Below are 25882 nucleotides of genomic sequence, written 5' to 3' on the forward strand. Positions count from 1 at the left end.
CGGGCCGGTCCCGCATGCGGTCCGCCTCTTTTTTCCCGTCCATGTCGTTTCCTCCCCTGCCCGACGCCACGGCACTCATGCCCTCGCGCCACGACCCGCTGGTGGTGGCTTCCTCGTTCGCGATCGCGGTGCTGTCCAGCTACGTCACGCTGGATCTGGCGCGCCGCGTGCATGCGGCGCAGCGGCACATCGGCGTGGTCTGGTGGGCGGCGGGCTCGGTGGTGATGGGCACGGGCATCTGGGCCATGCACTTCCTGGGCATGCAGGCGTTCGAGCTGCCGGTGGCCCTGGGCTTCACCGGCGGGTTCACCCTGGCGTCGTGGCTCGCCGCGGTAGCAGCGTCGGCGATGGCGCTCGGGCTCGCGAGCCTGCCGCGCGTGGGACGCTGGCATATCCTGGTCGGAGCGGCCTTCATGGGTGCGGGCATCAGCGGCATGCACTACATCGGCATGCTGGCCATGAAGATGTCGATCGACATCATCTGGAACCCGGTACTGGTGGTGCTGTCGATCGCCATCGCCGTGGTCGCCTCCGCCACGGCCCTGCTCATCTTCCGCTGGCTGATCCATCTGCGGCAGGACCGGCGGCGGGCGTGGTACCAGGCCGTGGCCGCGCTGGTGATGGGCCTCGCCATCTGCGGCATGCATTACACGGGCATGGCCGCGGCCTCGTTCCCCGAGGGCGCGGTCTGCCTGAGCGCCGGGGGCCTGGGCGGTGCGGGACTCACGGCCATGGTCGTGCTCTCCACCGGCATGCTGCTGCTGAGCACCCTGTTCACCTCCGTGCTGGACGCGCGCCTGCAGAGCACCGCGCGCCAGCTCAATGCCTCGCTGCAGGAAAGCAACGCCCGCCTCACGGCCGCCAACGCCCAATTGCAGAAGCAGGCGTTCGCCGACCCGCTCACCCTGCTGCCCAACCGGCTGCTGTTCGAAGACCGGCTCGCCCACGCGCTGCGGCTGCTGGACCGCAGCCGGCAGCGGAGCGCCGCACCGCGGCTGGCCGTGATGTTCGTGGACCTGGATGGTTTCAAGCCCATCAACGACTCCTTCGGCCACGCGGCCGGCGATGCGATCCTGCGCAGCGCCGCCGAACGCCTGCGGCAGCAGGCCCGCGACAGCGACACCGTGGCGCGGGTGGGCGGGGACGAGTTCCTGATCCTGCTGGAGAACGTGGACGATCCGGCCGACTGCCTCGCCGTGGCGAACCGGCTGCTCAACGCGCTGGGCCAGCCGTTCGAGGTGGCCGGCAAAACCGTGCAGATCGCCTGCTCGATCGGGATCGTGGTGTATCCCGACCACGGCGAGCGCGACAAGCTCGTCGCCAACGCCGATGCCGCCATGTACGCCGCCAAGCGCGCCGGCGGCAACGGCTATGCGCTGTTCGAATCGCACATGGATTCCGACGCCACCGCCCAGCTGTCGCTGCAGCAGGACCTGCGCCGGGCGATCGCGCGCGGCGAACTGGCGCTGCACTACCAGCCGAAGATCGACGCCCGGCGGGGCCGCATCAACGGCGTGGAGGCTCTGCTGCGCTGGCGGCACCCCCAGCGCGGCAACGTCAGCCCCGCGGAATTCATCCCGGTGGCCGAGCGCTTCGGGCTCATCGCCCAGCTCGGCAACTGGGTGATCGAGGAGGCCTGCCGGCAGATGGCGGCATGGAACTGGGACGGGCTGCGCATGCGCGTGGCGATCAATCTCTCGGCCTACCAGCTGCGCGAAAGCGGCCTGGCCGAACGCATCCGCGATGCGCTGCGGCGCCACGGCGTGCCGGCCTCGCACCTGCTGTGCGAGATCACCGAGTCGGTCGCGATGGAAGACACGCGCGCCACCCAGCGCACCATCGAGGAACTCGGGCGCATCGGCGTGTACCTGTCGATCGACGACTTCGGAACCGGTTACTCCAGCCTCTACTACCTGCGCAGCCTGCCCGCGCGCCAGCTCAAGATCGACCGCAGCTTCGTGCGCGACCTGGAGGAGCAGGAGGACGCCCGCGCGGTGGTGGACGCGGTGGTGCGGCTCGCGCACGCGCTGGGCCTGCGCGTGGTGGCCGAGGGCGTGGAGACGGCGGGCCAGCGCGACATCCTCACGGCCATGCACTGCGACGAACTGCAGGGCTTCTTCTTCGCCCGGCCCATGCCGGCCGACGCCCTGCTCGCCTGGGCCGGCGGCGACAAGCCCGCGGGCGCGGCGGATTTCAGCCCGTCCATGATCGGCAGCTATGCCGAGCTGTCCGGGACGCCGCAGCCCTGCGGGGCCGCGCCGGCCTGAAGCGGCGCGCGCGCCGCGAGCGCCGCTGCGGGCGCGGCGCGATAATCGGGGGCGTCAGTTCTTCCACAACAAGCTCCCCCACCATGACCACGACCATCCGGTACCACGACCTCGTGGAATCCATTGCCGCGTCCCTGCAGTACATCAGCTACTACCATCCCGCCGACTTCATCGCCCACCTGGCCCGCGCCTACGAGCGCGAGCAGAGCCCGGCCGCCAAGGACGCGATGGCGCAGATCCTCACCAACAGCAAGATGAGCGCCACGGGCCAGCGCCCGATCTGCCAGGACACCGGCATCGTCAACGTCTTCCTGAAGATCGGCATGGACGTGCGCTGGGAAGGCTTCCCCGCCGGCCAGGGCCTGGAAGACGCCATCAACGAGGGCGTGCGCCGCGGCTACAACCACCCGGACAACACGCTGCGCGCGAGCGTCGTGGCCGATCCGCAGTTCCTGCGCAAGAACACCAAGGACAACACGCCCGCCGTGATCTTCACGCAGATCGTGCCGGGCAGCACCGTGGACATCACCGTCGCGGCCAAGGGCGGCGGCAGCGAGAACAAGTCGAAGATGGTCATGATGAACCCCAGCGACAACCTGGTCGACTGGGTGCTCAAGACCGTGCCCACCATGGGCGCCGGCTGGTGCCCGCCGGGCATGCTGGGCATCGGCATCGGCGGCACGGCGGAAAAGGCCGTGCTGCTCGCCAAGGAAAGCCTGATGGACGACCTGGACATGTACGAGCTGCAGGCCAAGGCCGCGCGCGGCGAGAAGCTCGACCAGGTGGAGGAACTGCGCCTGGAGCTGTTCGACAAGGTCAACGCCCTGGGCATCGGCGCGCAGGGCCTGGGCGGCCTCACCACCGTGCTGGACATCAAGATCAAGATGTACCCCACGCACGCGGCCTCCAAGCCCGTGGCCATGATCCCCAACTGCGCGGCCACGCGCCATGCGCATTTCGTGCTGGACGGCTCCGGCCCCGTGTACCTGGAGGCCCCGTCGCTGGACCTGTGGCCGAAGATCGACTGGGCGCCCGACTACAACAAGAGCCGCCGCGTCAACCTCGACACGCTCACGCGCGAAGAGGTCGCCAGCTGGAAGCCCGGCGACACGCTGCTGCTGAACGGCAAGATGCTCACCGGCCGCGACGCCGCGCACAAGCGCATCCAGGACATGCTGGCCAAGGGCGAGCCCCTGCCGGTCGATTTCGCCAACCGCGTCATCTACTACGTCGGCCCGGTCGATCCGGTGAAGGACGAGGCCGTGGGCCCCGCCGGCCCGACCACGGCCACCCGCATGGACAAGTTCACCGAGATGATGCTGGCCGAGACCGGCCTGATCGCGATGATCGGCAAGTCCGAGCGCGGCCCGGTCGCCATCGAGGCGATCAAGAAGCACCAGTCGGCCTACCTGATGGCCGTGGGCGGCGCCGCCTACCTGGTCAGCAAGGCGATCAAGACCGCGAAGGTGGTCGGCTTCGAAGACCTGGGGATGGAAGCGATCTACGAATTCGACGTGGTGGACATGCCCGTCACCGTGGCCGTGGATGCCGGCGGCACCAGCAAGCACATCACCGGCCCGGCCGAATGGAGCCAGCGCATCGCCACCGGCGAGTTCAAGTCGATCGGCCTCGTGGCCGCCTGACGTGCCCTCCGCCACGCAGCGCCCCATCGGTGTGTTCGACAGCGGCGTCGGCGGCCTGAGCGTGCTGCGCGCGCTGCGCGCCGAGCTGCCGCACGAGCACTTCGTCTACCTGGCCGACAGCGCGCATGCGCCCTATGGCGAGCGCGGCGATGCCTACGTGGCGGAGCGCACCCACGCCATCACCGGGTACCTGCAGCGCATGCACGGCATCAAGGGCCTGGTGGTGGCCTGCAACACCGCGACCGCCGCGGCCATCCATGAAGTGCGGGCCCGGCATGCCGGCCTGCCGCTGGTCGGCGTGGAGCCGGCCCTCAAGCCCGCGCTGGCGCTCACGCGCACCGGCCGCGTGGGCGTGATCGCGACGCGGGGCACGCTGGCGAGCGCCAAGTTCCAGCGGCTGCTCGCCTCCCTGCAGGGCGAGGTCGCCTTCGCGGTGCAGCCGTGCGACGGGCTGGCCCATGCGATCGAGCGCAGCACCGCCGACACCCACCCGGACGATCCCGCCACCGCCGAGATCCGCGCGCTCTGCGCCCGCTACACCGCGGCGCTCGGCCCCCTCGGCACCGCGCCCGGCGAGATCGACACCCTCGTGCTCGGCTGCACCCACTACGTGTTCGCCGAGGCCGCGCTGCGCACGCACACCGGCCCGCAGGTGCGCCTGGTGGAAACGGGCGAGCCGGTGGCGCGCCAGACCCGCCGGTTGCTCGAAGCGGCGGGCACGCTGGCCCCGGCAGATGCTCCCACGTCCGCGGACACGACCCGCCTCTTCACGACGGGCTCGCTGCCCCTGCTGCAGGCGGCCGCCCACCGCTGGCTCCAGCTGCCCGCATCGGCCTGCGCGCTGGTCGACGTGCCCCGGGAGGATGCCGCGGCGGCATGGCGGGAGACGGGCACCTAGAGCGGCGGCTTTCCGAAGGGGCGCCGGGCAGGTCCCTTCCGTTACAGGTGTCTTTTCGCCCCCGCTGCCGGCTGGAGCGGGGACCACGGCCGGCACCGCCCGCGAACGCGGCCGGGCCCACGGCGGTTTCAGCACATGGCCTACACGGCCCGGCCGCGAGGTCGTCGACGCTCTGCCATGGAGCGCGTGCCATGCGCACGCAGCCCTCCCGGCATTGCGACAACACCCCACGGAACCACGATGGAAACCAACGCCCAGTTCCCCCTTTCGCGGCGCGATCTGCTGATCGCCAGCGCCTCTTCGGCTGCGGCTTCCGCCGTGCCGGTTTCTGCGGCCACCCCGCCGGATGCGGTCCCGTCCCCGGTCCGTGCCCCCGTCCGCCTCAGCGTGAACGGGTCCGCGCACGATCTCGACCTGGACACCCGCACCACCCTGCTGGACGCGCTGCGCGAGCACCTGCACCTCACCGGCACCAAGAAGGGCTGCGACCACGGCCAGTGCGGCGCCTGCACGGTGCTGGTGGACGGCCGGCGCGTGGTGTCGTGCCTGAGCCTGGCGGTGATGCACCAGGGCGCCCAGGTCACCACGATCGAAGGCCTGGGCACGCCCGCCGCGCCGCATCCGCTGCAGACCGCCTTCGTCCAGCACGACGGCTACCAGTGCGGTTACTGCACGCCCGGGCAGATCTGCTCGGCGGTGGGTGCCCTCGACGAACTGCGCCGCGGTGCGCCCAGCCACGTCAGCGCGGACATCGTCGCCCAGCCGATGCTCTCGGCTGAGGAACTGCGCGAGCGCATGAGCGGCAACCTCTGCCGCTGCGGCGCCTATTCCAACATCGTGGACGCGATCACCGAAGTGGCGGAGGCCAAGGCATGAAACCCTTCAGCTACGAACGCGTCACTTCGCCCGCGCAGGCCGCGGCCGCGGTCGCCGCCCAGCCGGGCGCCAAGTTCATCGCCGGCGGCACCAACCTGCTGGACCTGATGAAGCTGCAGATCGAGGCACCCGCCCATCTGGTCGACGTCAACGGCATCGGCATGGACACCGTGGAGCCCACGCCGCAGGGCGGCCTGCGCATCGGCGCCCTGGTGCGCAACAGCGACCTGGCCGCCCACCCGCGCGTGCGGCGCGACTACGGCGTGCTCACGCGGGCCCTGGTGGCGGGCGCCTCGGGCCAGCTGCGCAACATGGCCACCACCGGCGGCAACCTGCTGCAGCGCACGCGCTGCCCCTATTTCTACGATACCAACACGCCCTGCAACAAGCGCCAGCCGGGCAGCGGCTGCTCTGCCCTCGGCGGCTTCAGCCGGCAGCTCGCGGTGATCGGCGGCAGCGCGGAGTGCATCGCCACCCACCCGAGCGACATGGCGGTGGCGATGCGCGTGCTCGACGCCTCGGTGGAGACCGTGCGCGCCGATGGCGCCACCCGCGTCATTCCGATCGCCGACTTCCACCGCCTGCCGGGCAACACCCCGCACATCGAGACCGCGCTGCAGCCGGACGAACTCATCACCGCGGTCACGCTGCCGGCGCCCGTGGGCGGCACCCACGTCTACCGCAAGGTGCGCGACCGCGCCTCCTACGCCTTCGCGCTCGTCTCGGTGGCGGCGATCGTGCAGCGGGACGGCACGGGCCGCGTGGCCCTCGGCGGCGTGGCGCCCCGGCCCTGGCGCGTCGAAGCCGCCGAAGCCGCCCTGCCCCAGGGCGCCCAGGCCGTGGCCGAACGGCTGCTGGCCGGCGCCCGGCCCACGCACGAGAACGCTTTCAAACTGCCCCTGGCCGAGCGCACGCTGGCCGCAGCCCTTTCCCAGGCCCGGAGCTGACCGCCATGAAGTTCGACACCCCCGCCACCGCCAACCCCATCGACCAGCTCAAGGTCGTGGGCCAGCCGGTGAACCGCATCGACGGCCTGCGCAAGACCACCGGCACCGCGCCCTATGCCTATGAACGGCACGACGTGGCGCCCGATGCGGCCTACGGCTTCGTCGTCGGCTCGGCCATCGCGCGCGGCACCATCCGCCGCATCGACCTGGACCGCGCCCGCCGCGCACCCGGCGTGCTCGCCATCGTCACGGCGCAATCGGCCGGCAAGCTGGGCCAGGGCAAGATGAACACCGCGCCGCTGCTGGCCGGCCCGCAGGTCGACCACTACCACCAGGCCGTGGCCCTGGTGGTGGCCGAGACCTTCGAGCAGGCCCGGGCCGCCGCCCAGCTGGTGCGCGTGGACTACGACCGCCAGCCCGGCAACTACGACCTCGCCGCCGGCAAGGATTCGGCCAAGAAGCCCAAGGACATCAACGGCGATGCCCCCGACACGGCGGTGGGTGACTTCGCGGGCGCCTTCGCCGCCGCGCCCGTGCAGGTCGATGCCACCTACACCACGCCCGACCAGTCGCACGCCATGATGGAGCCGCACGCCACCATCGCCGCGTGGAAGGGCGACCAGCTCACCGTCTGGACGTCGAACCAGATGATCGCCTGGGGCCAGGGCGAACTGGCCAAGACCCTGGGCATCCCGAAGGAGAAGGTGCGGCTGGTGTCGCCCTTCATCGGCGGCGGCTTCGGCGGCAAGCTCTTCCTGCGGGCCGACGCCCTGCTCGCCGCCCTGGGCGCGCGCGCAGCGAAGCGGCCGGTCAAGGTGGCCCTGCAGCGCCCGCTGATGATGAACAACACCACGCACCGGCCGGCCACCATCCAGCGCGTGCGCATCGGCGCCGACGCGCAGGGCACGATCCTCGCGATCGGCCACGAGTGCTGGTCGGGAGACCTGCCCGGCGGGCAGGCCGACGGCGCGGTGGACCAGACCCGCAGGCTCTACGCGGGCGCGAACCGCATGACCGCCACGCGCCTGGCCGAACTGCACCTGCCCGAGGGCAATGCCATGCGCGCGCCCGGCGAGGCCACCGGCCACATGGCGCTCGAGGTCGCCATGGACGAACTCGCCGAGAAGCTCAGGATGGACCCGGTGGAGCTGCGCATCCGCAACGACACGCAGGTCGTGCCCGACACCACGGGCGAGAAGGGCGGCGGCGACAAGCAAGGCGAAGGCAAGCGCCCCGAGAAGCGCTTCTCGCAGCGCCAGCTGGTGGAATGCCTGCGCCTGGGCGCGGAGCGCTTCGGCTGGAACGCGCGCAACCCCCTGCCGGCCCAGCGCCGCGAGGGCCGGTGGTGGATCGGCCTGGGCGTGGCGTCGGCCTACCGCGGCGCGCCCGTGATGAAGTCCGGCGCCCGCGTGCGGCTGGATGGCGAAGGCCGCATCCTGGTGGAGACCGACATGACCGACATCGGCACCGGTACCTACACCATCATCGCGCAGACCGCCGCCGAGATGATGGGCGTGCCGCTCTCGCGTGTCGCGGTGCGGCTGGGCGATTCCGACTTCCCCGTCTCGGCCGGCTCGGGCGGGCAGTGGGGCGCGGCCAGTTCCACCTCGGGCGTCTATGCCGCGTGCGTGAAACTGCGCGAGGCCGTCGCCAGCAAACTGGGCCTGGACCCGGCCACGGCCCGGTTCGCCGATGGCCAGGTATCGGCGGGAGGCCGCAGCGCGGCGCTCGCCGATGCCGCCCGCGATGGCGAGCTGAAGGCCGAGGACACCATCGAATTCGGCGTGCTGGAGAAGGAGACCCAGCAATCCACCTTCGGCGCGCATTTCGTCGAGGTGGGCGTGGATGCGTTCACTGCCGAGGTGCGCGTGCGCCGCATGCTGGCCGTCTGCGCGGCGGGCCGCATCCTGAACCCCAAGTCGGCCCGCAGCCAGGTGATCGGCGCCATGACCATGGGCGTGGGCGGCGCGCTGATGGAAGAACTCGCGGTGGACACGCGCCTGGGCTTCTTCGCGAACCACGACCTGGCGGGCTACGAGGTGCCGGTGCATGCCGACATCCCGCACCAGGAGGTGGTCTTCCTCGACGAGACCGATCCGCGTGCCTCGCCGATGAAGGCCAAGGGGGTGGGCGAGCTGGGCATCTGCGGCGTGAGCGCAGCCATCGCCAACGCCGTCTACAACGCGACCGGCGTGCGCGTGCGGGACTATCCCGTCACGCTCGACAAGCTGATCGACGGGATGCCGCGCACCGCGGCGTGACGGGGGACCGCATCGCCTGCCGGCCCCTGCTCCGGGGCGGGCATGGCACGGCGGGAGATGGCCCGCGCTCCCCGGACCCGGCCGTCAATCCCGCCAGAGCGGCTCGCCGCCGCGTTCCAGGTGGGTGAGGTACACGCGTGTATCGAACTCGTACTGGTGGTAGCGCGGCTCCATCGATTCGCAGAGCTGGTAGAACGCCTTGCCGTGGTCCTTCTCGCGCAGGTGCGCCAGTTCGTGCACGACGATCATCCGCAGGAACTCCTCGGGCACCCGCTTGAACATCGAGGCCACGCGGATCTCGTGGCGCGCCGAAAGGCGCCCGCCCTGCACGCGCGCCGAGGCCGTGTGCAGCCCCAGCGCGTGCCGCATCACGTGGATCTTGCTGTCGAATACCACCTTGTTCACCGGCGCGGCGTGGCGCAGATGGCGCGCCTTCAGCTCGGCGGCGTAGCGGTAGAGGGATTTGTCGTCGCGCATCGCGTGCGCCTGCGGGTAGCGCCGCAGCAGCAGGCCGCCCAGCCCGTCGCCGTCCGCGAGGGCCGCGACCTGCGCGAGCAGCGGCTCGGGGTAGCCCTGCAGATAGGGCAGCGGGTGGGGAGCAGGAAGCATGGGAACCGGCCAGGCCGCGGCCGGCCCTCAGTCAATCAATCAACCGATCGATCAATCGACAGGAGTGCGTATCAGTGCAGGTGGCGGGGGCGCCGGCCACCGCTGCCGCCGTGGCCGCCACTGCCGGGGCCGCCCGTGCCGCGCGGGGGCTTGCCGATCTCCAGCGAATTCACCAGCGCGTCGAAGCGCTGCGAGAACAGCTTGTCGATTTCCGCCACCACGCCGCCCAGCTCGGCGCCGTCGAAATGGCGCTCCATGAGGTGCACCACGTCCTGCACCAGCAGGTCGCGCTGCACCTGCATGATGGCCGCGGGCGTCGGGCCCACGAACAGCATCACGAAATCGTCGCGCGCTTCGGTGCCGTCGTCCTCTTCCTCTTCGTCGAACTCGGTGTCGTAGAACGTGACCTCGATGGCCGCGCCCTGCTCCGAGAGTTCGTTGAGGCTCATGCACATCTCGTCGAGCGACTGGCGGAAATCCTCGTCGCCGTGCACCGTCCAGCAGATGTTCAGCACGTGCTCCTTGGCGTCGAACTCGATGCCGGGCTCTTCCTCGTAGGCGCTCGCCGCACCGTCGGCCAGCGACCGGGCGCCCGCGTACTTCCAGAGCGGCTTGAGCGCGTCCTGCAGCTGCTCGAACGTGGTGTCGGCACGCATCTGCACCTGGCCGTGGACATGGATTTCAAAAGGAGCGTTGTAACTTGACATGATCGAATCGTAGTGGTGCCCCGAGCCGGGATCGAACCGGCACGCCCCTTCGCAGGAAGCGGCGGATTTTAAGTCCGCAGTGTCTACCAATTTCACCATCGGGGCGCCGGCTGCGCCGCCCGGGTTCCGCATCGCAGCGTAACCCCGGAGCGGGGACCGTGCAACGCCCGCCCGGCCTTTCCGGGAGGGGCCTGCAGGCGGATGGCCTGCACGGCAAAGGAAAAAGGGAAGCCGCGGCTTCCCTCGTCGAATGGGTGGGAACCTGGGGTTCCCGGCAGTGGCTCCGGCCGGCGGGGCATGGGCCCCGGCCGCGGAAAACCCCTCATTATGTACCAAACCGCTCCGGGCCTCGCCGCGCGACCCTGCCCTGCAGAGTGCGCGGCCCCGCCGGGCGGCAATGGAGCCTGCCGCGCCGCGCTGCGCCCGGTTCAGGCCTCTTCGTAGGCGATGGCGAAATCGCTGCCCTCCACCCCCAGGCGGATGTGGCGGATCGACTTCCCGTCGACCGAGCTCTGCAGGAACCGCATCGCCAGGCGCGGCAGCAGGTTCTGCGTGATGATGCCGTCCACCATGCGCGCGCCGGACTCCACCTCGGTGCAGCGCTGGCGGATGAGCTGCACGGCCGCGTCGTCGATCTCCAGCACCGCACCGTGGCGCTCGGCGATCCGCGTCTGGATGCGCTGGAGCTGCAGGCGGATGATCTGCTCGAGCATCGTGTCCGAGATCGGGTAGTACGGCACCACCACCAGCCGGCCCAGCAGCGCGGCCGGGAACTTCTCCAGCAGCGGCTTGCGCACCGCCTGGGCCAGCGCCTCGGGCTGCGGCGCCAGCTCCGGGTCGCGGCACATGCCGGCGATCAGTTCCGAGCCCACGTTCGAGGTCAGGATGATCACCGTGTTCTTGAAGTCGATGTAGCGGCCCTCGCCGTCCTCCATCCAGCCCTTGTCGAACACCTGGAAGAACAGCTCGTGCACGTCCGGGTGCGCCTTCTCGATCTCGTCGAGCAGCACCACGCTGTAGGGCCGGCGGCGCACCGCCTCGGTCAGCACGCCGCCTTCGCCGTAGCCCACGTAGCCGGGCGGCGCGCCCTTGAGGGTGGAGACGGTGTGCGCCTCCTGGTATTCGCTCATGTTGATGGTGATGAGGTTCTGCTCGCCGCCATAGAGCGCCTCGGCCAGCGACAGCGCGGTCTCGGTCTTGCCGACGCCCGAGGGGCCCGCCAGCAGGAACACGCCGATCGGCTTGCCCGGGTTGTCCAGCTGGGCGCGTGCCGTCTGGATGCGCCGCGTGATCGCCTCCAGGCCGTGGCGCTGGCCGATCACCCGCTTCTCCAGCGTGTCGGCGAGCGTCAGCACGGACTGCACCTCGTCGCGCACCATGCGGCCCACCGGGATGCCCGTCCACTCGGCCACGACCGCCGCCACCACGCCCGCGTCCACGACGGGCTGCAGCAGCGGGTCCTCGCCCTGCAGGCGGGCCAGTTCCTCGCGCAGCGCGCCGAGCGCCTGCGGCGTGGTGCCGGCCGGGGACGGCGCAGTGCCCTGGGCCGCGCCGGTGCCCGTGGGGGTCGCGGCGGATGCGGCGGCTTCGCCCGCGCGGTTGGGCTCGGAGGTTGCGGATGCGGCAGCCGTCTCCGCGGAACCGGCCGCCGCCCCGTTCCCCGCGGGCTTGCCGGCCGGCTTCAGCAGCGCCGCCTCCGCCTCCACGATCTGCTGCACCAGCACCTTCTCGCGCTCGAACCGCTCCTGCAGTTCGGCCTGCTCGCCACGCAGGCGCTCGATCGACGTGCCGATGGCCGCGAAGCGCTCCGCGTCGCCCACGCCCAGGTCGATTTCGCGCTGCACGATGTCCTTCTCGACCGCCAGCGCCTCCAGCTGCCGCACCACCGATTCCAGCCGCGCGGGCGTCGCATGCAGGCCCAGCGCCACGCGCGAGCAGGCGGTGTCCAGCAGGCTCACGGCCTTGTCGGGCAGCTGGCGCGACGGAATGTAGCGGTGCGACAGCGTCACCGCGGCGGCCACGGCGTCCTCGCCGATGCGCACCTTGTGGTGGCCTTCGAGCTTCGCCGCCACGCCGCGCAGCATGTGCACCGCCTTGGCCTCGTCCGGCTCATGGATCTGCACGAGCTGGAAGCGGCGGGTGAGCGCCGGGTCCTTCTCGATGTATTTCTTGTACTCGGCCCAGGTGGTCGCGCCGATGGTGCGCAGCACGCCGCGCGCCAGCGCCGGCTTCAGCAGGTTGGCGGCATCCCCCGTGCCCGCCTGCCCGCCCGCGCCGACGAGCGTGTGCACCTCGTCGATGAACAGCACGATCGGCACGGTGCTGGCCTGCACTTCGTCGAGCAGCGAGCGCAGGCGGTTCTCGAATTCGCCCTTCATGCTCGCGCCGGCCTGCAGCAGGCCGATGTCCACCACGCGCAGCTGCACGTCCTTGAGCGGCGGCGGCACGTCGCCCGCGGCGATGCGCAGCGCCAGGCCCTCCACCACCGCCGTCTTGCCCACGCCGGCCTCGCCGACCAGGATGGGGTTGTTCTGGCGGCGGCGCATGAGGATGTCCACCATCTGGCGCACTTCCTCGTCGCGGCCGGTGACCGGATCGAGTTCCTGCAGGCGCGCGCGCTCCGTCAGGTCCACCGTATAGCGCTTCAATGCCTCGCCGGGCCCCGCCGCCTCGGCCGTGGCGCCGCTCGCCTCGCCGGGCACGCCGCCCAGGCCGCTGCCGTCCGCGGCCTTCAGGCGCGACTCGGGCGAATCCGGCAGCAGGCGGCCGAACACCTCGCTCAGAGCGGGCTCGCCCAGCTTGTTGAATTCCGCCGAGATCGCGCGCAGCTCGTTCGCCAGCACGCGCGTGCGCAGCATGCCGGAGAGCCAGTACGCGCTGCGGATCTGCGATTCGCCGTACATCAGCGTGGCATACACCCAGCCGCGCTCGATCGAGGATTCGATCTGCGCCGAGAAATCGCTGATCGACGTCGCGCCCCGCGGCAGGCGGTCCAGGCTCTGCAGCACGTCGGCGGCGAGCCGGTCGGAATCCACCGCGAAATGGCGCAGCAGCCGGATCAGGTCGGAATCCGTCTCCTGCAGCAGCTGGTGCAGCCAGTGCACCAGCTCCACGTACGGATTGCCGCGCAGCTTGCAGAACACGGTCGCGCTCTCCAGCGATTTGAAGAGCAGGGGATTGAGCTTGCCGAAAAGGGCTTGCCGGCTGATTTCAGACATGGGACCTCGCGGAGATGGATGGAAACGGTTCTGGAAAAGGAGACAGGGAAAGGAAAAAACGACAACGGCAGTGCGGTGCCGGACAGGACAAAGGCTCGGGCCGTCAGGACACCTCCGCGCCCACAGCCTCAGCGGGCCGCCCCGCGCCTGCCGCAGGCCGTGCGGCCTGCCGGGACGCCTTGCGCTCCGCCAGCCACTGCTCGGCATCGAGCCGGAAGTCGTCCGGATCGCGCTGCGCCGGCCCGGCGAACGACCACGTCGTCCAGCCGAGCCGCACGGTGCCGCCGAGCTGGCAGGGCGGCACGTCCTCGCGGCGCAGGATCAATTCGTAGTCCCACGCGAACTCGATGCCCACGTAGTTGCGCACCCAGTCCACCAGGGCCTGGAAATCCTCGCCGCCGGGCAGGAAGCGCTCGTACTGCGCCAGCGGCAGCGGCCCGATGCGCAGCCGGAACTTGCCCTGTGCGTCGGGCACGCGGCTGCCCACCACCGTGTCCACGCCCAGGCGGGAATTGCGCGGCACGCGCGACAGCGCGGTCTGCTGGTCCGGCTCCAGCGCGAGGTAGTGCAGCGTGAACTCCACCAGCTCCACCGGCACCTCGAAGAAGAGCCGGATCGCGGACGCCAGCCCTTCGGGGTTGCGCGTCCAGCGCGTGAGGTGCCCGGCCAGGTACTGCTTGGCATGGCCGGGAACCGCGTCGCGCTCGCGCTGCGTGGCCTCGCCGTAGCCGATCAGGCTGCGCAGGTGCCGGCCGAACAGGTCGTTGTCGGGCCGGTCGAGCGAGGTCACCGGCTGCGGATCGGACCACGCCCGGAAAAACAGCATCAGCAGCCGGTGGTGGAAGATGTCCGAGAACCGCGCCAGCGTGGGATCGTCGTACTGCCGCAGGCGCTCGCGCACGTACTCGGTCAGGTGCGTGGGCAGCGGCCCGTTCGGCCCGTAGAGGCCGAAGTTCCACACCGTCAGGCGCTCGGGCTGCCCCGCCGTGCCGGGTAGCACCTCGGCCAGCGTCGCGGGCGCGAACGCCAGCGACGGGTCCTGCCCCAGCCGCAGCGGCTCGTCGCGCGGGCGCAGGGCCTTGCCGAAGCGCGGCTGCCGCCGGCTGCGCGCCTGCAGCACGCGCAGCGCGAAGAACAGATCGAACGGATGCGGGTCCTGCCGCAGCCGCTGCCAGAAGCCGGCGGCGTCCGGGCCGCTGTCGGGTGCGTCGCCCTGCGGCTGGGAGTGCGGATGCGGTTGCGGATACGGCTCCGCCTGCGCCCCGGGCGCAGCGCCGGACTCCAGCGGCAGGCGGTCGCCGCTCACGTGTTGGGCCTCTGGCCGGGGCGCACGCGCCAGCGCCCGACCGCGCCGCGCTGGCGCGAGCGCAGCGTCAGCTCGGTGTAGCTGTTGATGCCCACGTGGCGCGCGAAGAAGCGCTCCAGGATCGCCGCGAGCGGCCAGGGGCTCACGCCCGCCAGCGGCCCTTCGTCCACGCCGAGGGTGATGCCCACGCCGCGGCCGTACACGAGCTGCCCGTGCTGCGGCAGCCGCCGCGTGACGGGCGCGATGCCCACCGAGCGGATGGCGGCGATCTGGCCCGAGAGGTCGCGGTCCCCGAGGTCGATGTAGAGCCGCAGCAGGTCGCGCAGCGTGGCCGCGCCCTCCTCCTCCGACAGGTCGTTCATCGCGAGGTAGTTGAGCGACAGATGCGATATCAGCCGCCAGGTGATCTCGTTCTCGGCGACGCTCGCGGTGGGCCGCGTCGGGCCCGCCACCGTCTTCACCGAGGCGACCGGCGCGGATTCGACCAGCGTGAATTCGCCCTGCTCGCCGCGCCCGCCCATGAGCAGCGGCAGATCGCGGTTGGTGCACAGCGTGCGCACGCTGAGCTGCTTGAGATCGTCCGCGAACGGCGCCTGGCGTTGGTCCACCAGCGAGAGGAACACTTCGCTGCCCAGGTACTGCGTGCGCGGCCCGAAGCGCGCGGCATGCTCCGAGAAGAGCCGCGGCTCGCGGCGCACCGCGAAGTACGCCTGCTCGTTCGCGCGGATGCCGTGGATGGAGGAAAAGAGCGGCAGGAACTCCTGGTCCTTCAACTGCCCCTCGCGGTGGCCCGTCACCCCGAGCACGGAGTACACCTCGAAATCGCGCGGCCGCGTGCGGTCGGGCACCACGTGGTATTCGTTCACGCCCGGCGAGACGTGGATGCGGTCGGCGGACCGCTCGAACAGGTTGATCGCCGGCACGCAGTGCAGCAGGAACTTGTGGCGGTCCACCTGCGCTTCCAGCGACGGCTGGGCGCGCCGCAGCAGCAGCGTGATCGCCACCTGGGCGCCGGGTGCCCGCTCCAGCGCCTCGCGCAGGCCCCGTATCGAGAAGAACCGGAACCGCGCGGGAAATGCGAAGTACTCGTGCAGCAGCCGGTGGCCCTGGAAGCTGCGGTGCGTGTAGGGCAGCAGCGCCTGCGACTGCTCGTAGCCTTCGGGCTGCACGGCGTCGGCCGGCAGTTGCGCCCAGACGCGCGACGGGTCCTGCGCGTCGTGCACGATCACGCCGGTGACCGAATCGTGGATCAGCTCCTGCAGGTGCGAGGCGACGGTGTCGACGGCGGAGATGTGCAGGTCCAGCCGGTCCATGCGCAGCGCCCGCCACTGCGCCGCACCGCGCACGCCCAGCGTGAAGCGCAGGTGCCCGGCGGCCTCTTCCGCCAGCCCGAAGCGCGACAGCGGCAGATCGAGCGGCGGCCCGCCCAGGCGCGCCTGCAGCAGGTCGATCGGCCGCAGCGTGATCGCATGCCCCGTGCGGAAATCGCAGGGGGTCTGGTCCTCGGCGGTCTTGCGCGCGCGGATCACGCTGCCGGCCTCCAGCGTGTAGCCTTCCGCCAGGCTGCCCTCGGTGCCGCTCGGCTCCATCTGCACCACCACCATCGACGGCGTGGGCGCCAGGTAGTGCGGGCAGACCATCTCCAGAATGCGCTGCGACAGGCGCGGAAACTCCGCATCCATCTTCATCTGGATGCGCGCCGTCAGAAAGCTGAAGCCCTCCAGCAGCCGTTCCACGTACGGGTCGGCCACCTCCAGCTCCCGCAGCGACAGCCGCCCCGCCACCTTCGGGAAGGCGGCGGCGAACTCCGCCCCCAGCTCGCGCAGGTAGCTCAGTTCCCGGTTGTAGTACTCGACCAGCCGCGGATTCATCTCAATCAGGCTCCCTCCGCGCCATCGCGGACATTCATGCCAACGCGCCCCGGCCGGCCGGCGGCGCGCACCATCACCGCTGCTCGGACACGGCGACCTGCCCCGTCTCCAGGTCGAGGCTCGTCTTCAGCAACAGCTCCAGGGGATAGGGGGACGACCAGAACTGGCACCGGATCTCGAACTGCAGCATGTTGTGGTGGCCGAACAATTTGCTCGACGGCGCGAGCGACACCGACAGCGTGTCCGCCAGGATGCGCGGCTCGTGCTGCAGGATCGCGCGCAGGATCGCGGCCTCCACGTCCTTCCAGTCCAGCTCCGACAGCAACTGCCCCGCCAGCGGCTTCATGCCGAAGTTCAGCACCGACCGTTCGGCGTGCGGCAGCCCCTCGAAATCGATGTGCGAGGACGCGTCGGATGCGTTCAGCAGCCAGTTCAGATCGCGCAGCAGCGCCTGCCGCAGCCGCGGCTCGGTCACGTAGACGGACTCGGCCCGCTCGGTGCGCCGCGACGGTTCGTGGTCGGTCAGGCGGTCCAGCAGCGCGGGCTGCAGCCGGTCCTTGCCGTGCCCGTAGCCCCCATCCCTGCCCTGCTGCGTCGCCATCGCCCGGATGCTCCGTTCAGGCGGCGGAGAACTTCACGCGGCGGACGTCCAGCAGCGCGGCGTCGGCCTGGTCGGTCACCCACACGCGCTGGCCCCAGCCCGTGGCCTGGTCGTCGCCCAGATCGCGCCATTCGGTGGCACGCGCCAGGCGGATCTCGTCGCGTTCCGCGGTTTCGGAGCCGGGGTAGCGCGTGGGGATGAAGCCGTGCATCGTGCCGCCGTTGTGCAGCGTCACCTCGCAGGCCGACCAGACCAGATCCCGCAGGTCCTGCGGTTTCTCGAAGGCGATCTGCGACACGCTCGAGAACGGCACCCAGTAGTAGCTGCCGTTGGCGTACAGCTCGCACACCGGCCCGAGGCGCGCATCGGAGTCGGCGATCCACTCGAAGGGCTCGCCGTCGATCTCGCCGGGCGATGCCGGGGCCTGCTCGAAAGCGGCGGCCCGCAGTTCCGCCGCCTGCTCCGCACGGCCTTCAGCCAGGCTCTGCAGGCCCTCCAGCAGCCAGCCCAGCCATTCCGGCGGCTCGCCCAGGATGTTGGGCGTGCGCCTGCCGGCGAACACCTCGCGCCGCGCGACCTCGCAGAGGATCACCTCGCGGTAGGCGCGCGCCATGGTTTCCGTCTTGCGGTCGAGCTGCGCGCAGATCTGCAGCTGGTCGAGCGCCTTCTGCCATTCGCCGATGACCGCCAGCACCTGGAAATAGAACACGCGCAGCGTGGCGTCCTGCGGCTTGGCCCGGATCGCGTCCTTCAGTTCGGCCATCTGGCGGTCCAGCGGCCGCTTGAAATCGAAATTCATGGAAGTGGTTGCGGTGGTCCGCAAAATCGTTATGGGATCGCGCGCAGGGGCTGCGGCATCGGGAAGCGCTGGAGGCATCGGGGACGTCGGAGACATGGGAGACACAGGGCAGCGGAAGCGGCGCCCTGCCACGCCCCTGCCACGCCCAGCGCCACGCGGGTGGAGACCGGCGGCATGCCGCCGCCGCGCCCGCGCACCCCGGAGCCGGTCAGTTGCCGGCCTGCTTCACCGACGGCAGCTTCGACACCAGCCGCAGCGACACGGTCAGGCCTTCGAGCTGGTAGTGCGGGCGCAGGAAGAACTTCGAGGTGTAGTACCCCGGGTTGCCCTCCACTTCGGCCACCTGCACCTCGGCCGCGGCCAGCGGCTTGCGGGCCTTGGTTTCCTGCGAGGAGTTGGCCGGGTCCCCGTCCACGTAGTTCAGGATCCAGTCGTTCAGCCAGCGCTCCATGTCCGAGCGCTCCTTGAACGAGCCGATCTTGTCGCGCACGATGCACTTCAGGTAGTGCGCGAAGCGGCAGCACGCGAACATGTAGGGCAGCCGCGCCGACAGGTTGGCGTTGGCGGTGGCGTCGGGGTCGTAGTACTCGGCGGGCTTGTGCAGCGACTGCGCGCCGATGAAGGCCGCGACGTCGGAGTTCTTGCGGTGCACCAGCGGCATGAAGCCGTTCTTGGCCAGCTCCGCCTCGCGCCGGTCGCTGATCGCGATCTCGGTGGGGCACTTCATGTCCACGCCGCCGTCGTCCGTCGGGAAGGTGTGCGCGGGCAGGTTGTCCACCGCGCCGCCGGACTCCACGCCGCGGATCGAGGTGCACCAGCCGTAGTACTTGAACGAGCGGTTGATGTTCACCGCCATCGCGTAGGCCGAGTTGGCCCAGGCGTACTTGCTGTGGTCGCCGCCGGCGGTCTCTTCCTCGAAGTCGAACTCGTCCACCGGGTTCGTCTTGGCGCCGTACGGCAGGCGCGCCAGGAAGCGCGGCATCGCCAGGCCGATGTACTTGGAGTCGTCCGAGTCGCGCAGGCTGCGCCATGCGGCGTATTCGGTGTTGGTGAAGATCTTGGTCAGGTCGCGCGGGTTCGCGAGCTCCTGCCAGGAATCCATCTGCATCATCGCGGGCGAGGCACCGGCGATGAACGGGCAGTGCGCCGCGGCCGACACCTTGGCCATCTCGCCGAGCAGTTCCACGTCCGGCGGGCTGTGGTCGAAGTAGTAGTCGCCCACGAGGCAGCCGAACGGCTCGCCGCCGAACTGGCCGTATTCCTCTTCGTACACCTTCTTGAAGATGGGGCTCTGGTCCCAGCCCACGCCCTTGTAGCGGCGCATGTTCCGGTGCAGCTCCTTCTTGGAGATGTTCATCACGCGGATCTTGAGCAGCTCGTCCACCTCGGTGTTGTGCACCAGATGGTGCAGGCCGCGCCACGCGCCTTCGAGCTGCTGGAACTCGGTGTGGTGGATGATGAGGTTGATCTGCTCGGAGAGCTTGCGGTCGATCTCGGCGATGATCGCCTGCACCGTCTGGTAGGCGTCGTCCGAGAGCGTGGCCGAGGCGGCCAGGGCCTGCTGCGCGAGCGTCTGCACGGCCGATTCGACCGCTTCGCGGGCCTGATCGGTCTTGGGCTTGAACTCCTTCTGCAGCAGCGACGTGAATTCGTTGCCTTCGAGTACCTGGGTGCCCTGCACCGCGTCCAGAGAGGTCGTCGTGTTCATGCGGCTGTCCCTTTCACTGAGCGTCGTTGGTCTTCTCGGCCGTGCCGCCGCCCGCGGGCTGGTTCGGCATCGCCGCCAGCGACTTCAGCAGCGCCGGGTCCTTCAGCACCTTGCTGATGAGTTCTTCGGCGCCCTGCTTGCCATCCATGTACGAGAGCAGGTTGTGCAGCTGGGTGCGGGCCTCGAGCATCGAATTGAGCGCCCCCACCTTGCGCGCGATCGCGGCCGGGGAGAAGTCGTCCATGCTCTCGAACGTGAGGTCGATGTGCAGGCGGCCGTCGCCCGTCAGCGTGTTGGGCACGTTGAAGGACACGCGCGGCTTGATCGACTTCATGCGCGCATCGAAGTTGTCGATGTCGATGTCGAGGAACTTGCGGTCGGCGATCTCGGGCAGCGGGTCCACCGGTTTGCCCGACAGGTCGGCCATGACGCCCATGACGAAGGGAATCTGCACCTTCTTCTCGGACCCGTAGATCTCGACGTCGTACTCGATCTGCACGCGCGGCGCACGGTTGCGGGCAATGAACTTCTGACCGCTTTTGCCGGTCTTGGTTAAGGTCACCATGTTGAACTCTTCTCTCTCGTAAGGCTTGAAAACACAGATCGGCCGGATGGCGCCGACGGGGCTGTCGCGGGGGCTCCCCCTCCTCTCGCGACACGCCAGCTGGACAAGTATCCGGCCCCCGAAGGAACACCGCTGTTACATTTCGTTTTCCAATCAGGAAGACGGCTGCGAACCTCCCGTGATCGTCTCCACCTGCGCCACGCTGTCGGGCGACAGTTCGCGCAGGATGTCGATGAAACTCAGGCCCATCAGCTTGGCGGCGCGGCGGATCAGCAGCGGCGCGGGATTGGTGGGCTCGGTGCGCTCCAGGAAGGCCGCGACCTCCAGCAACTGCGCCATCGCATCGTCGCGGGTGCGCAGGCCCCGGGGCTGTGCGGGCGCGCCGGCGGAGGCGATCTGCCCGGCGGCGACGGCAATGCCGCCGTCGGCGGACTCCGCCCCCTCCGCCGCCGCCACCCCGGCATCGGCCACGCCCACCGGGGCATGGGGCACGAGGTCGTTGAGCGCCACCAGCAGCGGCTGGATCTGGTCCATGTCCGGCAATTGCGATGCGCCGAGCCGGTCGCGGAAGGTGGTCTGCAGGCTGCGCAGGGCCTCGCAGGCCGCGTTCCAGGCGCGCAGCGATTCATCGCCCTGCTGCCATGCCTGCGCCAGCGCCACGCGCAGCTGGTCGAGGGAAATCCGGGTGCCGCCCTCGCCGGTGTTGCCGCGCGCCACCGCCTCGGCGTCGCGCACGCTGATCGGGCCGGCGGGCAGCCGCACGAAGTCCTGCTGCCGCAACTCCCGGAGCTGGCCGGTGACGTCGTTCAGCGAAGCGACCGCGTTCATGCGCATGAAATGGTCGCCGTCCTCCGGCAGCGGATGCAGATCGTCCCAGTACCGCGCGAACAGCCCCGCCATCAGCTGGATGCCGGCGGACATGCCGCGCACGCCGCTGGTGTTGGTGAGCGCACGGCACAGCAGCGCCGCGACGCGCGCATCCTTGGTGCGCACCAGCAGCGCGGAGGCGCGCCGCTCCACGTCCCGCCAGTCCGGCGGCTCCGCCGGGATCACCGTCTCGCCGAACTGCTGTTCCGGCTTGCCGCTGGCGGCGCTCTCGAGCGCGATGAATTCGGCGTCGTAGGTCAGGTCCTGCCCGCAGGGCGGCGTGTCGGCCGTGGGTTCGAGAAGGGCGTCGTTGTCGATCATGGGTCTCCGTCGTTGCTGTGCAGGCCGGTGCGCGGGCTCCGCGGCTATGCCGCGGTGCCGCTGCCTGCGCCCCCGAAGAGGCGCAGGAACAGGCTTTCGTTGGGTTCGCCCCAGTGCTCGCAGCTGCGCCCGGCGAAGGGGCCGGCCGCATGCGCCCACCAGAAGCTCGCGGGCTGGCCCGCGCGCAGGATCTCGCGTCCGCGGGAGAACACCGCACCGCCACGCCCTGGCGCACTGCCCTGGCCCATGCCGAGGTCGGACAGGATGCCGGCCATCGCCCCGGCCTGGCCGGCGGTGGACGCCGGTCCCGGGGACGCTGCAGCGGGCGACGCGGGTGCGGCGGTGAACGGCCAGGGCAGGCGGGACAGCTGCGAATCCAGCGCATCGGCGGGCAGCGCGAGCCGGCGCGCTTCGATCACCGCGTGGCAGGCTTCTTCGAAGAACCGTCCGAGCACGCCATCGGCCTCCAGGGCCTGCCGCTTGCCCTCGCCCACCGCGATCACGGTGAGCGGGTAGCAGCGCCCCACGCGGTCGATGCTGGGCGCGAGCACGCCGCAGGACGGCGCCGCGCCCTTGCTGCCGCAGGCGACGAACGACCACAGGGGGGCCTGCGTGAAGGTGCGCTCCCAGTCGCCCTGCCCCGAGGCCTTCAGCCGCCCGAGCCCGTGGCTGAGCCAGTCGTCCCAGGCGCCGCTCATCGCGCGCGGCATGCGCCGCCCGACGAAATCGCCCTGGCCGGGCAGCTTGCCGAACCAGGCCACGCGCGGCTGCGCGTGCGACCACGGCATCAGAGATTGCCAGGACACGCGAACTCCTCCATGGCCTTGAGACGGAACGGATTGAACACGCTGCCCGAGGTGACCTCGAAGCGCAGCTTGCGCCCGCCGATGTCGAAGGCCGCGACGAAGCGCTCGGGCGTGTTGCCCGGCAGGATCTGCGCCTTGTCGAAGAAGCGGTGGAGCGCCCAGGGCCCTTCGGTGACGAGGCCCGTGTTCTCGGCCCCGCCCGTGGTGACCTGCAGCCGCACCTGGCCGGTGCCGCGCGTGCCGGGCCAGACCATCGATTTCGGGATCTGCGGCCCGTGCTGGTAGCGCAGCACCTCGCCGTCGATGTCGAGCACCAGCTGGGAGATGTTGGCGTCCATCTCCAGCGGCTTGATGTCCATGCGGATCGAGGGCACCTTGCCGCCGGCGCGGAAGTACACGTCGCGGATCGTGGCGGCGCGCTGGAATGACGCGAGCGCGGCCGAGCCGCCCACCGGCGTGCCGTCCACGCCCTGGCGGAAGCGCCACGGGGTGGTGGAGATGTCCACCATCGGCTGCAGGTTGGTGCGGAAGAACTCGTCCATCATGCCGCCCGGGGCGAACAGGCTCGCGAAGTCGTCCGTCGTCACGTCGCTGGCCGAGCCCCGGGTGAAGGGATAGCGCCCGCCGATCGCGCGGCGGCAGAACGTGCCGATCGTGGCGTTGAGGTTGCTGCCCACGGTGGCGCGCACGTCGCGGCCGACGAGTGCCGAGGTGGACGACGCCAGGTCCTCGTACATCGTGTTGAGCGGCGGCGGCACGCGCTTGGCCTCCATGCGCACGCGCTCCAGCGCGGGCGAGAGCGACGGCGGCACCGTGCCGCCCGAGGCGACCTGCTGCCGCGCGGAGGAGATCACCGCCGCGGCCTCGTTCAGCACCTGCAGGCTGGCCGTGATGGGCGCGGGGCCGGAGCCGTTGGAGGCGGCGAGCCGGCGGTATTCGCGGAAGCGGAAATCGACCAGATCGGCTTCCAGGTTGGAACTGGTGGCCAGCCCGCCGACGTTCACGCGCTTGCCCGTGAGGCGGCTGAGCTGCTCCTGCTCTTCCTTGATGCGGTTGATCTTCTCGCCCAGCCAGCTGCTGGTGCTGCCGCCCGAGCCGGGCTTCTGCGCGAGCGTCGTCTCCCGGGCCACCGCGCGGATGAACTGCTCCAGGCTGGAATTGGCGGACGAATACAGGCGCGCCTGCTCGCCCGCCTGATCGAGCGAGGCCACGCGCACCGGCCGCACGTCGGCGAGGAAATCCTCCCAGACCTTGGCGTACTCCATCAGGTACAGGCGCTTGACCTCCTGCGCGAGCTGGCCCGTCATGACCTCGTTGGCCACGCTGCGCTGGCCTTGCGCCTTGCCGAGCACCCAGGTCTCCTCCTGCGCCAGCAGCGCGGTCACCTTGGGCAGTTCATGCGCGAACACGCCGTAGTAGCCGTCGTAGGTGAAAAGCCCCGAGATGCCCTGCGTGAGCGGCCGGCCGCTGCGCCGCGTGAACACCTGCGGCGCCTCGGGGCCGGCGGCGCGCACCAGCGTGAAATCCGGCGGCAGCGCGGTGCCCGAGGTCAGCAGCTGCTTGAGACGGCTGTAGGCCCGCTGCGCCGGCGAGAGCTGCGCGAGGCGCTGGCGCACCTCGTCCACCAGCGGCTGGTCGATCGGGATCGGCGAGACCAGCGCGCGGTCTTCCATCAGGCGGTCGAGATGGTGCGCCAGCTGGTCCACCATGCCGGACTGCACCAGCGCGGGCGGCAGCGTGGATTCCCATTCGTTGAGCATCCAGGCCTTCACCACGCGCGGATTGAAGCGATCGGGCTCGTAGAGCATCAGATAGACCTTGAGCGCCTCGTAGCTCGCCTCGGGGTTCGACGTGGAGGCCTGCTGCAGCAAGTTGCGCAGGTGCCGCGCGAGGCGGGGCAGCCAGGCATCTTCCAGCAGCCGCATGTAGGTGGCGTCGGCCGCCGTCTGCACCTTCGGCACCTGCAGCAGGCCGTAGCGCCAGCTGAGCGGCGGCGAATCACCCGTGTAGCGCTGGCTCACCGCCAGGGCCTCGGCGTGGTTGAGCAGCGGCAGCAGCGCCACCATGTTGTCGGGGTCGGCGTCGCGCGACTCCTCCACCGCCTGGCGCAGCGCCGGCACCTTGGCCGCCACCTCGTCCAGGTACTTCTGGTTGTTGCCGTGGCTGATCGTCCAGGCCAGGGTGGCGCCGGCCAGCCCCGCGGCCAGCGCGAAGAAGCCCGCCGCCTGCAGGATGCGCAGCTGGCGCTCCTTCTTGGCGTTGCGCCCCGTGAGCCCGGCCTCGTTGAAGATCACGCCCTTGAGCAGCGTCTCGATGAAGTAGCTCTTGCCCGAGCCCGTGCGCGGCTCCGTGGCCTGGGCCGGCGGCGACACGGAAAAGCGCCGCGACAGCGCCGACAGCACGCGGTCGAACGGCATGCCCTCCTGCGTGCCGCTCGTGAAGTACACGCCGCGGAACAGCGGCTTTTCCTTGAAGCGCGACGACGCGAAGATGGTGGAGAGCGTCTGCTGCACCACGTCGCGCAGCCCCACGAACTGCTGCGGCAGCCCGTAGATCTGGCCGCGCCGCGCCAGGTCGGGCTCGGTCAGCAGGCGCTGGGGCAGCAGCCGGTTCACCTGGTCGGCGAGCGCGTCGAATTCCTTCTTGAACTGCAGCCCCGGGTCGTCCTGCGCCTGCCCCTCCACGTACGGGTTGGTGAAACCCCAGACCTGCGCCCGCTCCTCGCGGTTCATGTTGCCGAAGAACTCGTTGAAGCCCGACAGCAGGTCGGTCTTGGTCACCAGCACGTAGACCGGGAACTTGATCGACAGCCCCTCGCACAGCTCCGCCAGCCGCAGGCCGATCAGCCGCGCCAGCCGCTCGCGCTCGGCATCGCCGCCGCTCAGCAGCTCCTGCACGCTCAGGGTGACCAGCACGCCGTTGATCGGCTGGCGGCCGCGGAACCGGCGCAGCAGGTTCAGGAAACCGGACCATGCGGCGCTGTCCTGGTCCGCATCGCTTTCCTGCGTGGTGTAGCGGCCGGCCGTGTCCAGCAGCACCGCCTGGTCGGTGAACCACCAGTCGCAGTTGCGCGTGCCGCCCACGCCGCGGATCGACGCCTTGCCGAACTGCGCGGCGAGCGGGAAATCCAGGCCCGAATTGACCAGCGCCGTGGTCTTGCCGGAGCCGGGCGAACCGATGATGAGGTACCACGGCAGCTGGTAGACGTAGCGGCGCGAGAGCCGGCCGAACCAGCCCTGCTCGGTCTGGCCGAAGCGGGTCTTGCCCAGCACGTCGATCGCTTCCTTGAAGCGCTTCTCCAGCTCGGCCACTTCCTCCTTGCCGGGCCCGGCTTCGGGCGTGGAGGCGTCCGAGGCGCCGATGCGCGCCAGTTGCCCCAGCAGCCGCGTGTTCATCTCCTTGGCGCGCCACCAGCGCACGAGCAGCCGCAGGAACCAGATGCCGAAGATCGCCGCGATGATCCAGCCGCGCACCGCCGCGCTCTCCAGCGGCTGGTACGGCTGGATGTACACCAGCGGGCCCACGAACCAGACCAGCAGGCTGAGCAGGATCAGCCCGCACAGCACCAGCGTGAACCGGTTGAAGAAAAAGTAAAAGATTCTGCGCAGCATG

General features: G+C 70.4%; 18 protein-coding genes and 1 tRNA gene. 6 read left to right on the forward strand and 13 right to left on the reverse strand.

Features of this window, described 5'->3' with window-relative positions:
• Positions 1 to 41 precede the first annotated feature (41 nt).
• The 6 genes from Q9R47_RS17585 to paoC all read left to right on the forward strand — a co-directional run bounded on the left by Q9R47_RS17585 (position 42) and on the right by paoC (position 8892).
• The gene (locus Q9R47_RS17585) at positions 42 to 2267 is read left to right on the forward strand and encodes a bifunctional diguanylate cyclase/phosphodiesterase (RefSeq protein WP_311234477.1); all 2226 of its coding nucleotides are present in this window, start codon (positions 42 to 44) and stop codon (positions 2265 to 2267) included.
• Between the two features lie 83 nt (positions 2268 to 2350).
• A complete protein-coding gene (locus Q9R47_RS17590) occupies positions 2351 to 3910 on the forward strand; it encodes a fumarate hydratase (protein WP_311234478.1) in 1560 nt (519 codons plus the stop codon).
• A gap of 1 nt (position 3911) precedes the next feature.
• Positions 3912 to 4808, forward strand: coding sequence for a glutamate racemase (gene murI, locus Q9R47_RS17595; RefSeq protein ID WP_311234479.1), 897 nt, complete (start codon positions 3912 to 3914; stop codon positions 4806 to 4808).
• A gap of 240 nt (positions 4809 to 5048) precedes the next feature.
• The gene (paoA, locus tag Q9R47_RS17600; RefSeq protein ID WP_311234480.1) at positions 5049 to 5684 is read left to right on the forward strand and encodes an aldehyde dehydrogenase iron-sulfur subunit PaoA; all 636 of its coding nucleotides are present in this window, start codon (positions 5049 to 5051) and stop codon (positions 5682 to 5684) included.
• Positions 5681 to 6631 carry a xanthine dehydrogenase family protein subunit M gene (locus Q9R47_RS17605; RefSeq protein ID WP_311234481.1) on the forward strand — a complete coding sequence of 317 codons (951 nt, stop codon included), beginning with the start codon at positions 5681 to 5683 and terminating at the stop codon, positions 6629 to 6631. Before paoA ends, Q9R47_RS17605 begins: the two co-directional genes overlap by 4 nt.
• A 5-nt stretch (positions 6632 to 6636) precedes the next feature.
• On the forward strand, positions 6637 to 8892 hold the full coding sequence (paoC, locus tag Q9R47_RS17610) for an aldehyde oxidoreductase molybdenum-binding subunit PaoC (protein ID WP_311234482.1): 2256 nt from the start codon (positions 6637 to 6639) through the stop codon (positions 8890 to 8892).
• Positions 8893 to 8976: 84 nt separating this feature from the next.
• On the opposite strand, the gene Q9R47_RS17615 is transcribed toward paoC, so the two are convergent.
• The 13 genes from Q9R47_RS17615 to tssM all read right to left on the reverse strand — a co-directional run bounded on the left by Q9R47_RS17615 (position 8977) and on the right by tssM (position 25881).
• Complete coding sequence (locus tag Q9R47_RS17615) at positions 8977 to 9501, reverse strand: YgjP-like metallopeptidase domain-containing protein (protein WP_311234483.1); 525 nt, start codon at positions 9499 to 9501, stop codon at positions 8977 to 8979.
• Between the two features lie 71 nt (positions 9502 to 9572).
• Positions 9573 to 10208: a DUF6806 family protein gene (locus Q9R47_RS17620; protein WP_311234484.1), complete on the reverse strand. Its 636-nt coding sequence runs from the start codon at positions 10206 to 10208 to the stop codon at positions 9573 to 9575.
• Positions 10209 to 10221: 13 nt separating this feature from the next.
• A tRNA-Leu gene (locus tag Q9R47_RS17625) sits at positions 10222 to 10313 on the reverse strand.
• Positions 10314 to 10636: 323 nt separating this feature from the next.
• On the reverse strand, positions 10637 to 13426 hold the full coding sequence (tssH, locus tag Q9R47_RS17630) for a type VI secretion system ATPase TssH (RefSeq protein WP_311234485.1): 2790 nt from the start codon (positions 13424 to 13426) through the stop codon (positions 10637 to 10639).
• A gap of 103 nt (positions 13427 to 13529) precedes the next feature.
• Positions 13530 to 14732, reverse strand: a complete 1203-nt coding sequence (gene tssG / locus Q9R47_RS17635; protein WP_404977167.1) for a type VI secretion system baseplate subunit TssG — start codon at positions 14730 to 14732, stop codon at positions 13530 to 13532.
• A complete protein-coding gene (gene tssF / locus Q9R47_RS17640; RefSeq protein WP_311234486.1) occupies positions 14729 to 16603 on the reverse strand; it encodes a type VI secretion system baseplate subunit TssF in 1875 nt (624 codons plus the stop codon). The genes tssG and tssF overlap by 4 nt, the downstream gene beginning before the upstream one ends.
• 73 nt (positions 16604 to 16676) lie before the next feature.
• Positions 16677 to 17204: a type VI secretion system baseplate subunit TssE gene (gene tssE / locus Q9R47_RS17645; protein ID WP_311234487.1), complete on the reverse strand. Its 528-nt coding sequence runs from the start codon at positions 17202 to 17204 to the stop codon at positions 16677 to 16679.
• A gap of 16 nt (positions 17205 to 17220) precedes the next feature.
• Positions 17221 to 18003 (reverse strand): type VI secretion system accessory protein TagJ, encoded by a 783-nt coding sequence (locus tag Q9R47_RS17650; RefSeq protein ID WP_311234488.1) that lies wholly within the window; start codon positions 18001 to 18003, stop codon positions 17221 to 17223.
• Between the two features lie 208 nt (positions 18004 to 18211).
• On the reverse strand, positions 18212 to 19711 hold the full coding sequence (gene tssC / locus Q9R47_RS17655; RefSeq protein WP_311234489.1) for a type VI secretion system contractile sheath large subunit: 1500 nt from the start codon (positions 19709 to 19711) through the stop codon (positions 18212 to 18214).
• 13 nt (positions 19712 to 19724) lie between these two features.
• On the reverse strand, positions 19725 to 20276 hold the full coding sequence (gene tssB, locus Q9R47_RS17660) for a type VI secretion system contractile sheath small subunit (RefSeq protein ID WP_311234490.1): 552 nt from the start codon (positions 20274 to 20276) through the stop codon (positions 19725 to 19727).
• A gap of 153 nt (positions 20277 to 20429) precedes the next feature.
• Positions 20430 to 21464 (reverse strand): type VI secretion system protein TssA, encoded by a 1035-nt coding sequence (tssA, locus tag Q9R47_RS17665; RefSeq protein WP_311234491.1) that lies wholly within the window; start codon positions 21462 to 21464, stop codon positions 20430 to 20432.
• Positions 21465 to 21508: 44 nt separating this feature from the next.
• On the reverse strand, positions 21509 to 22270 hold the full coding sequence (gene tagF / locus Q9R47_RS17670; RefSeq protein ID WP_311234492.1) for a type VI secretion system-associated protein TagF: 762 nt from the start codon (positions 22268 to 22270) through the stop codon (positions 21509 to 21511).
• A complete protein-coding gene (gene tssM, locus Q9R47_RS17675) occupies positions 22252 to 25881 on the reverse strand; it encodes a type VI secretion system membrane subunit TssM (RefSeq protein WP_311234493.1) in 3630 nt (1209 codons plus the stop codon). Before tssM ends, tagF begins: the two co-directional genes overlap by 19 nt.
• Position 25882 lies beyond the last annotated feature (1 nt).

The organism is Acidovorax sp. PRC11 (assembly GCF_031844105.1).
Lineage (GTDB): Bacteria > Pseudomonadota > Gammaproteobacteria > Burkholderiales > Burkholderiaceae_C > Paracidovorax.

Coding starts and splice junctions, on each gene's coding strand:
- paoA (WP_311234480.1), top strand. CDS start 5,049: ATGGAAACCAACGCCCAGTTCCCCCTTTCGCGGCGCGATCTGCTGATC.
- tssB (WP_311234490.1), bottom strand. CDS start 20,276: ATGGTGACCTTAACCAAGACCGGCAAAAGCGGTCAGAAGTTCATTGCC.
- tssA (WP_311234491.1), bottom strand. CDS start 21,464: ATGATCGACAACGACGCCCTTCTCGAACCCACGGCCGACACGCCGCCC.
- Q9R47_RS17585 (WP_311234477.1), top strand. CDS start 42: ATGTCGTTTCCTCCCCTGCCCGACGCCACGGCACTCATGCCCTCGCGC.
- Q9R47_RS17650 (WP_311234488.1), bottom strand. CDS start 18,003: ATGAATTTCGATTTCAAGCGGCCGCTGGACCGCCAGATGGCCGAACTG.
- tssM (WP_311234493.1), bottom strand. CDS start 25,881: ATGCTGCGCAGAATCTTTTACTTTTTCTTCAACCGGTTCACGCTGGTG.
- tssC (WP_311234489.1), bottom strand. CDS start 19,711: ATGAACACGACGACCTCTCTGGACGCGGTGCAGGGCACCCAGGTACTC.
- tssF (WP_311234486.1), bottom strand. CDS start 16,603: ATGAATCCGCGGCTGGTCGAGTACTACAACCGGGAACTGAGCTACCTG.
- tssH (WP_311234485.1), bottom strand. CDS start 13,426: ATGTCTGAAATCAGCCGGCAAGCCCTTTTCGGCAAGCTCAATCCCCTG.
- Q9R47_RS17605 (WP_311234481.1), top strand. CDS start 5,681: ATGAAACCCTTCAGCTACGAACGCGTCACTTCGCCCGCGCAGGCCGCG.
- Q9R47_RS17590 (WP_311234478.1), top strand. CDS start 2,351: ATGACCACGACCATCCGGTACCACGACCTCGTGGAATCCATTGCCGCG.
- tssE (WP_311234487.1), bottom strand. CDS start 17,204: ATGGCGACGCAGCAGGGCAGGGATGGGGGCTACGGGCACGGCAAGGAC.
- Q9R47_RS17620 (WP_311234484.1), bottom strand. CDS start 10,208: ATGTCAAGTTACAACGCTCCTTTTGAAATCCATGTCCACGGCCAGGTG.
- paoC (WP_311234482.1), top strand. CDS start 6,637: ATGAAGTTCGACACCCCCGCCACCGCCAACCCCATCGACCAGCTCAAG.
- Q9R47_RS17615 (WP_311234483.1), bottom strand. CDS start 9,501: ATGCTTCCTGCTCCCCACCCGCTGCCCTATCTGCAGGGCTACCCCGAG.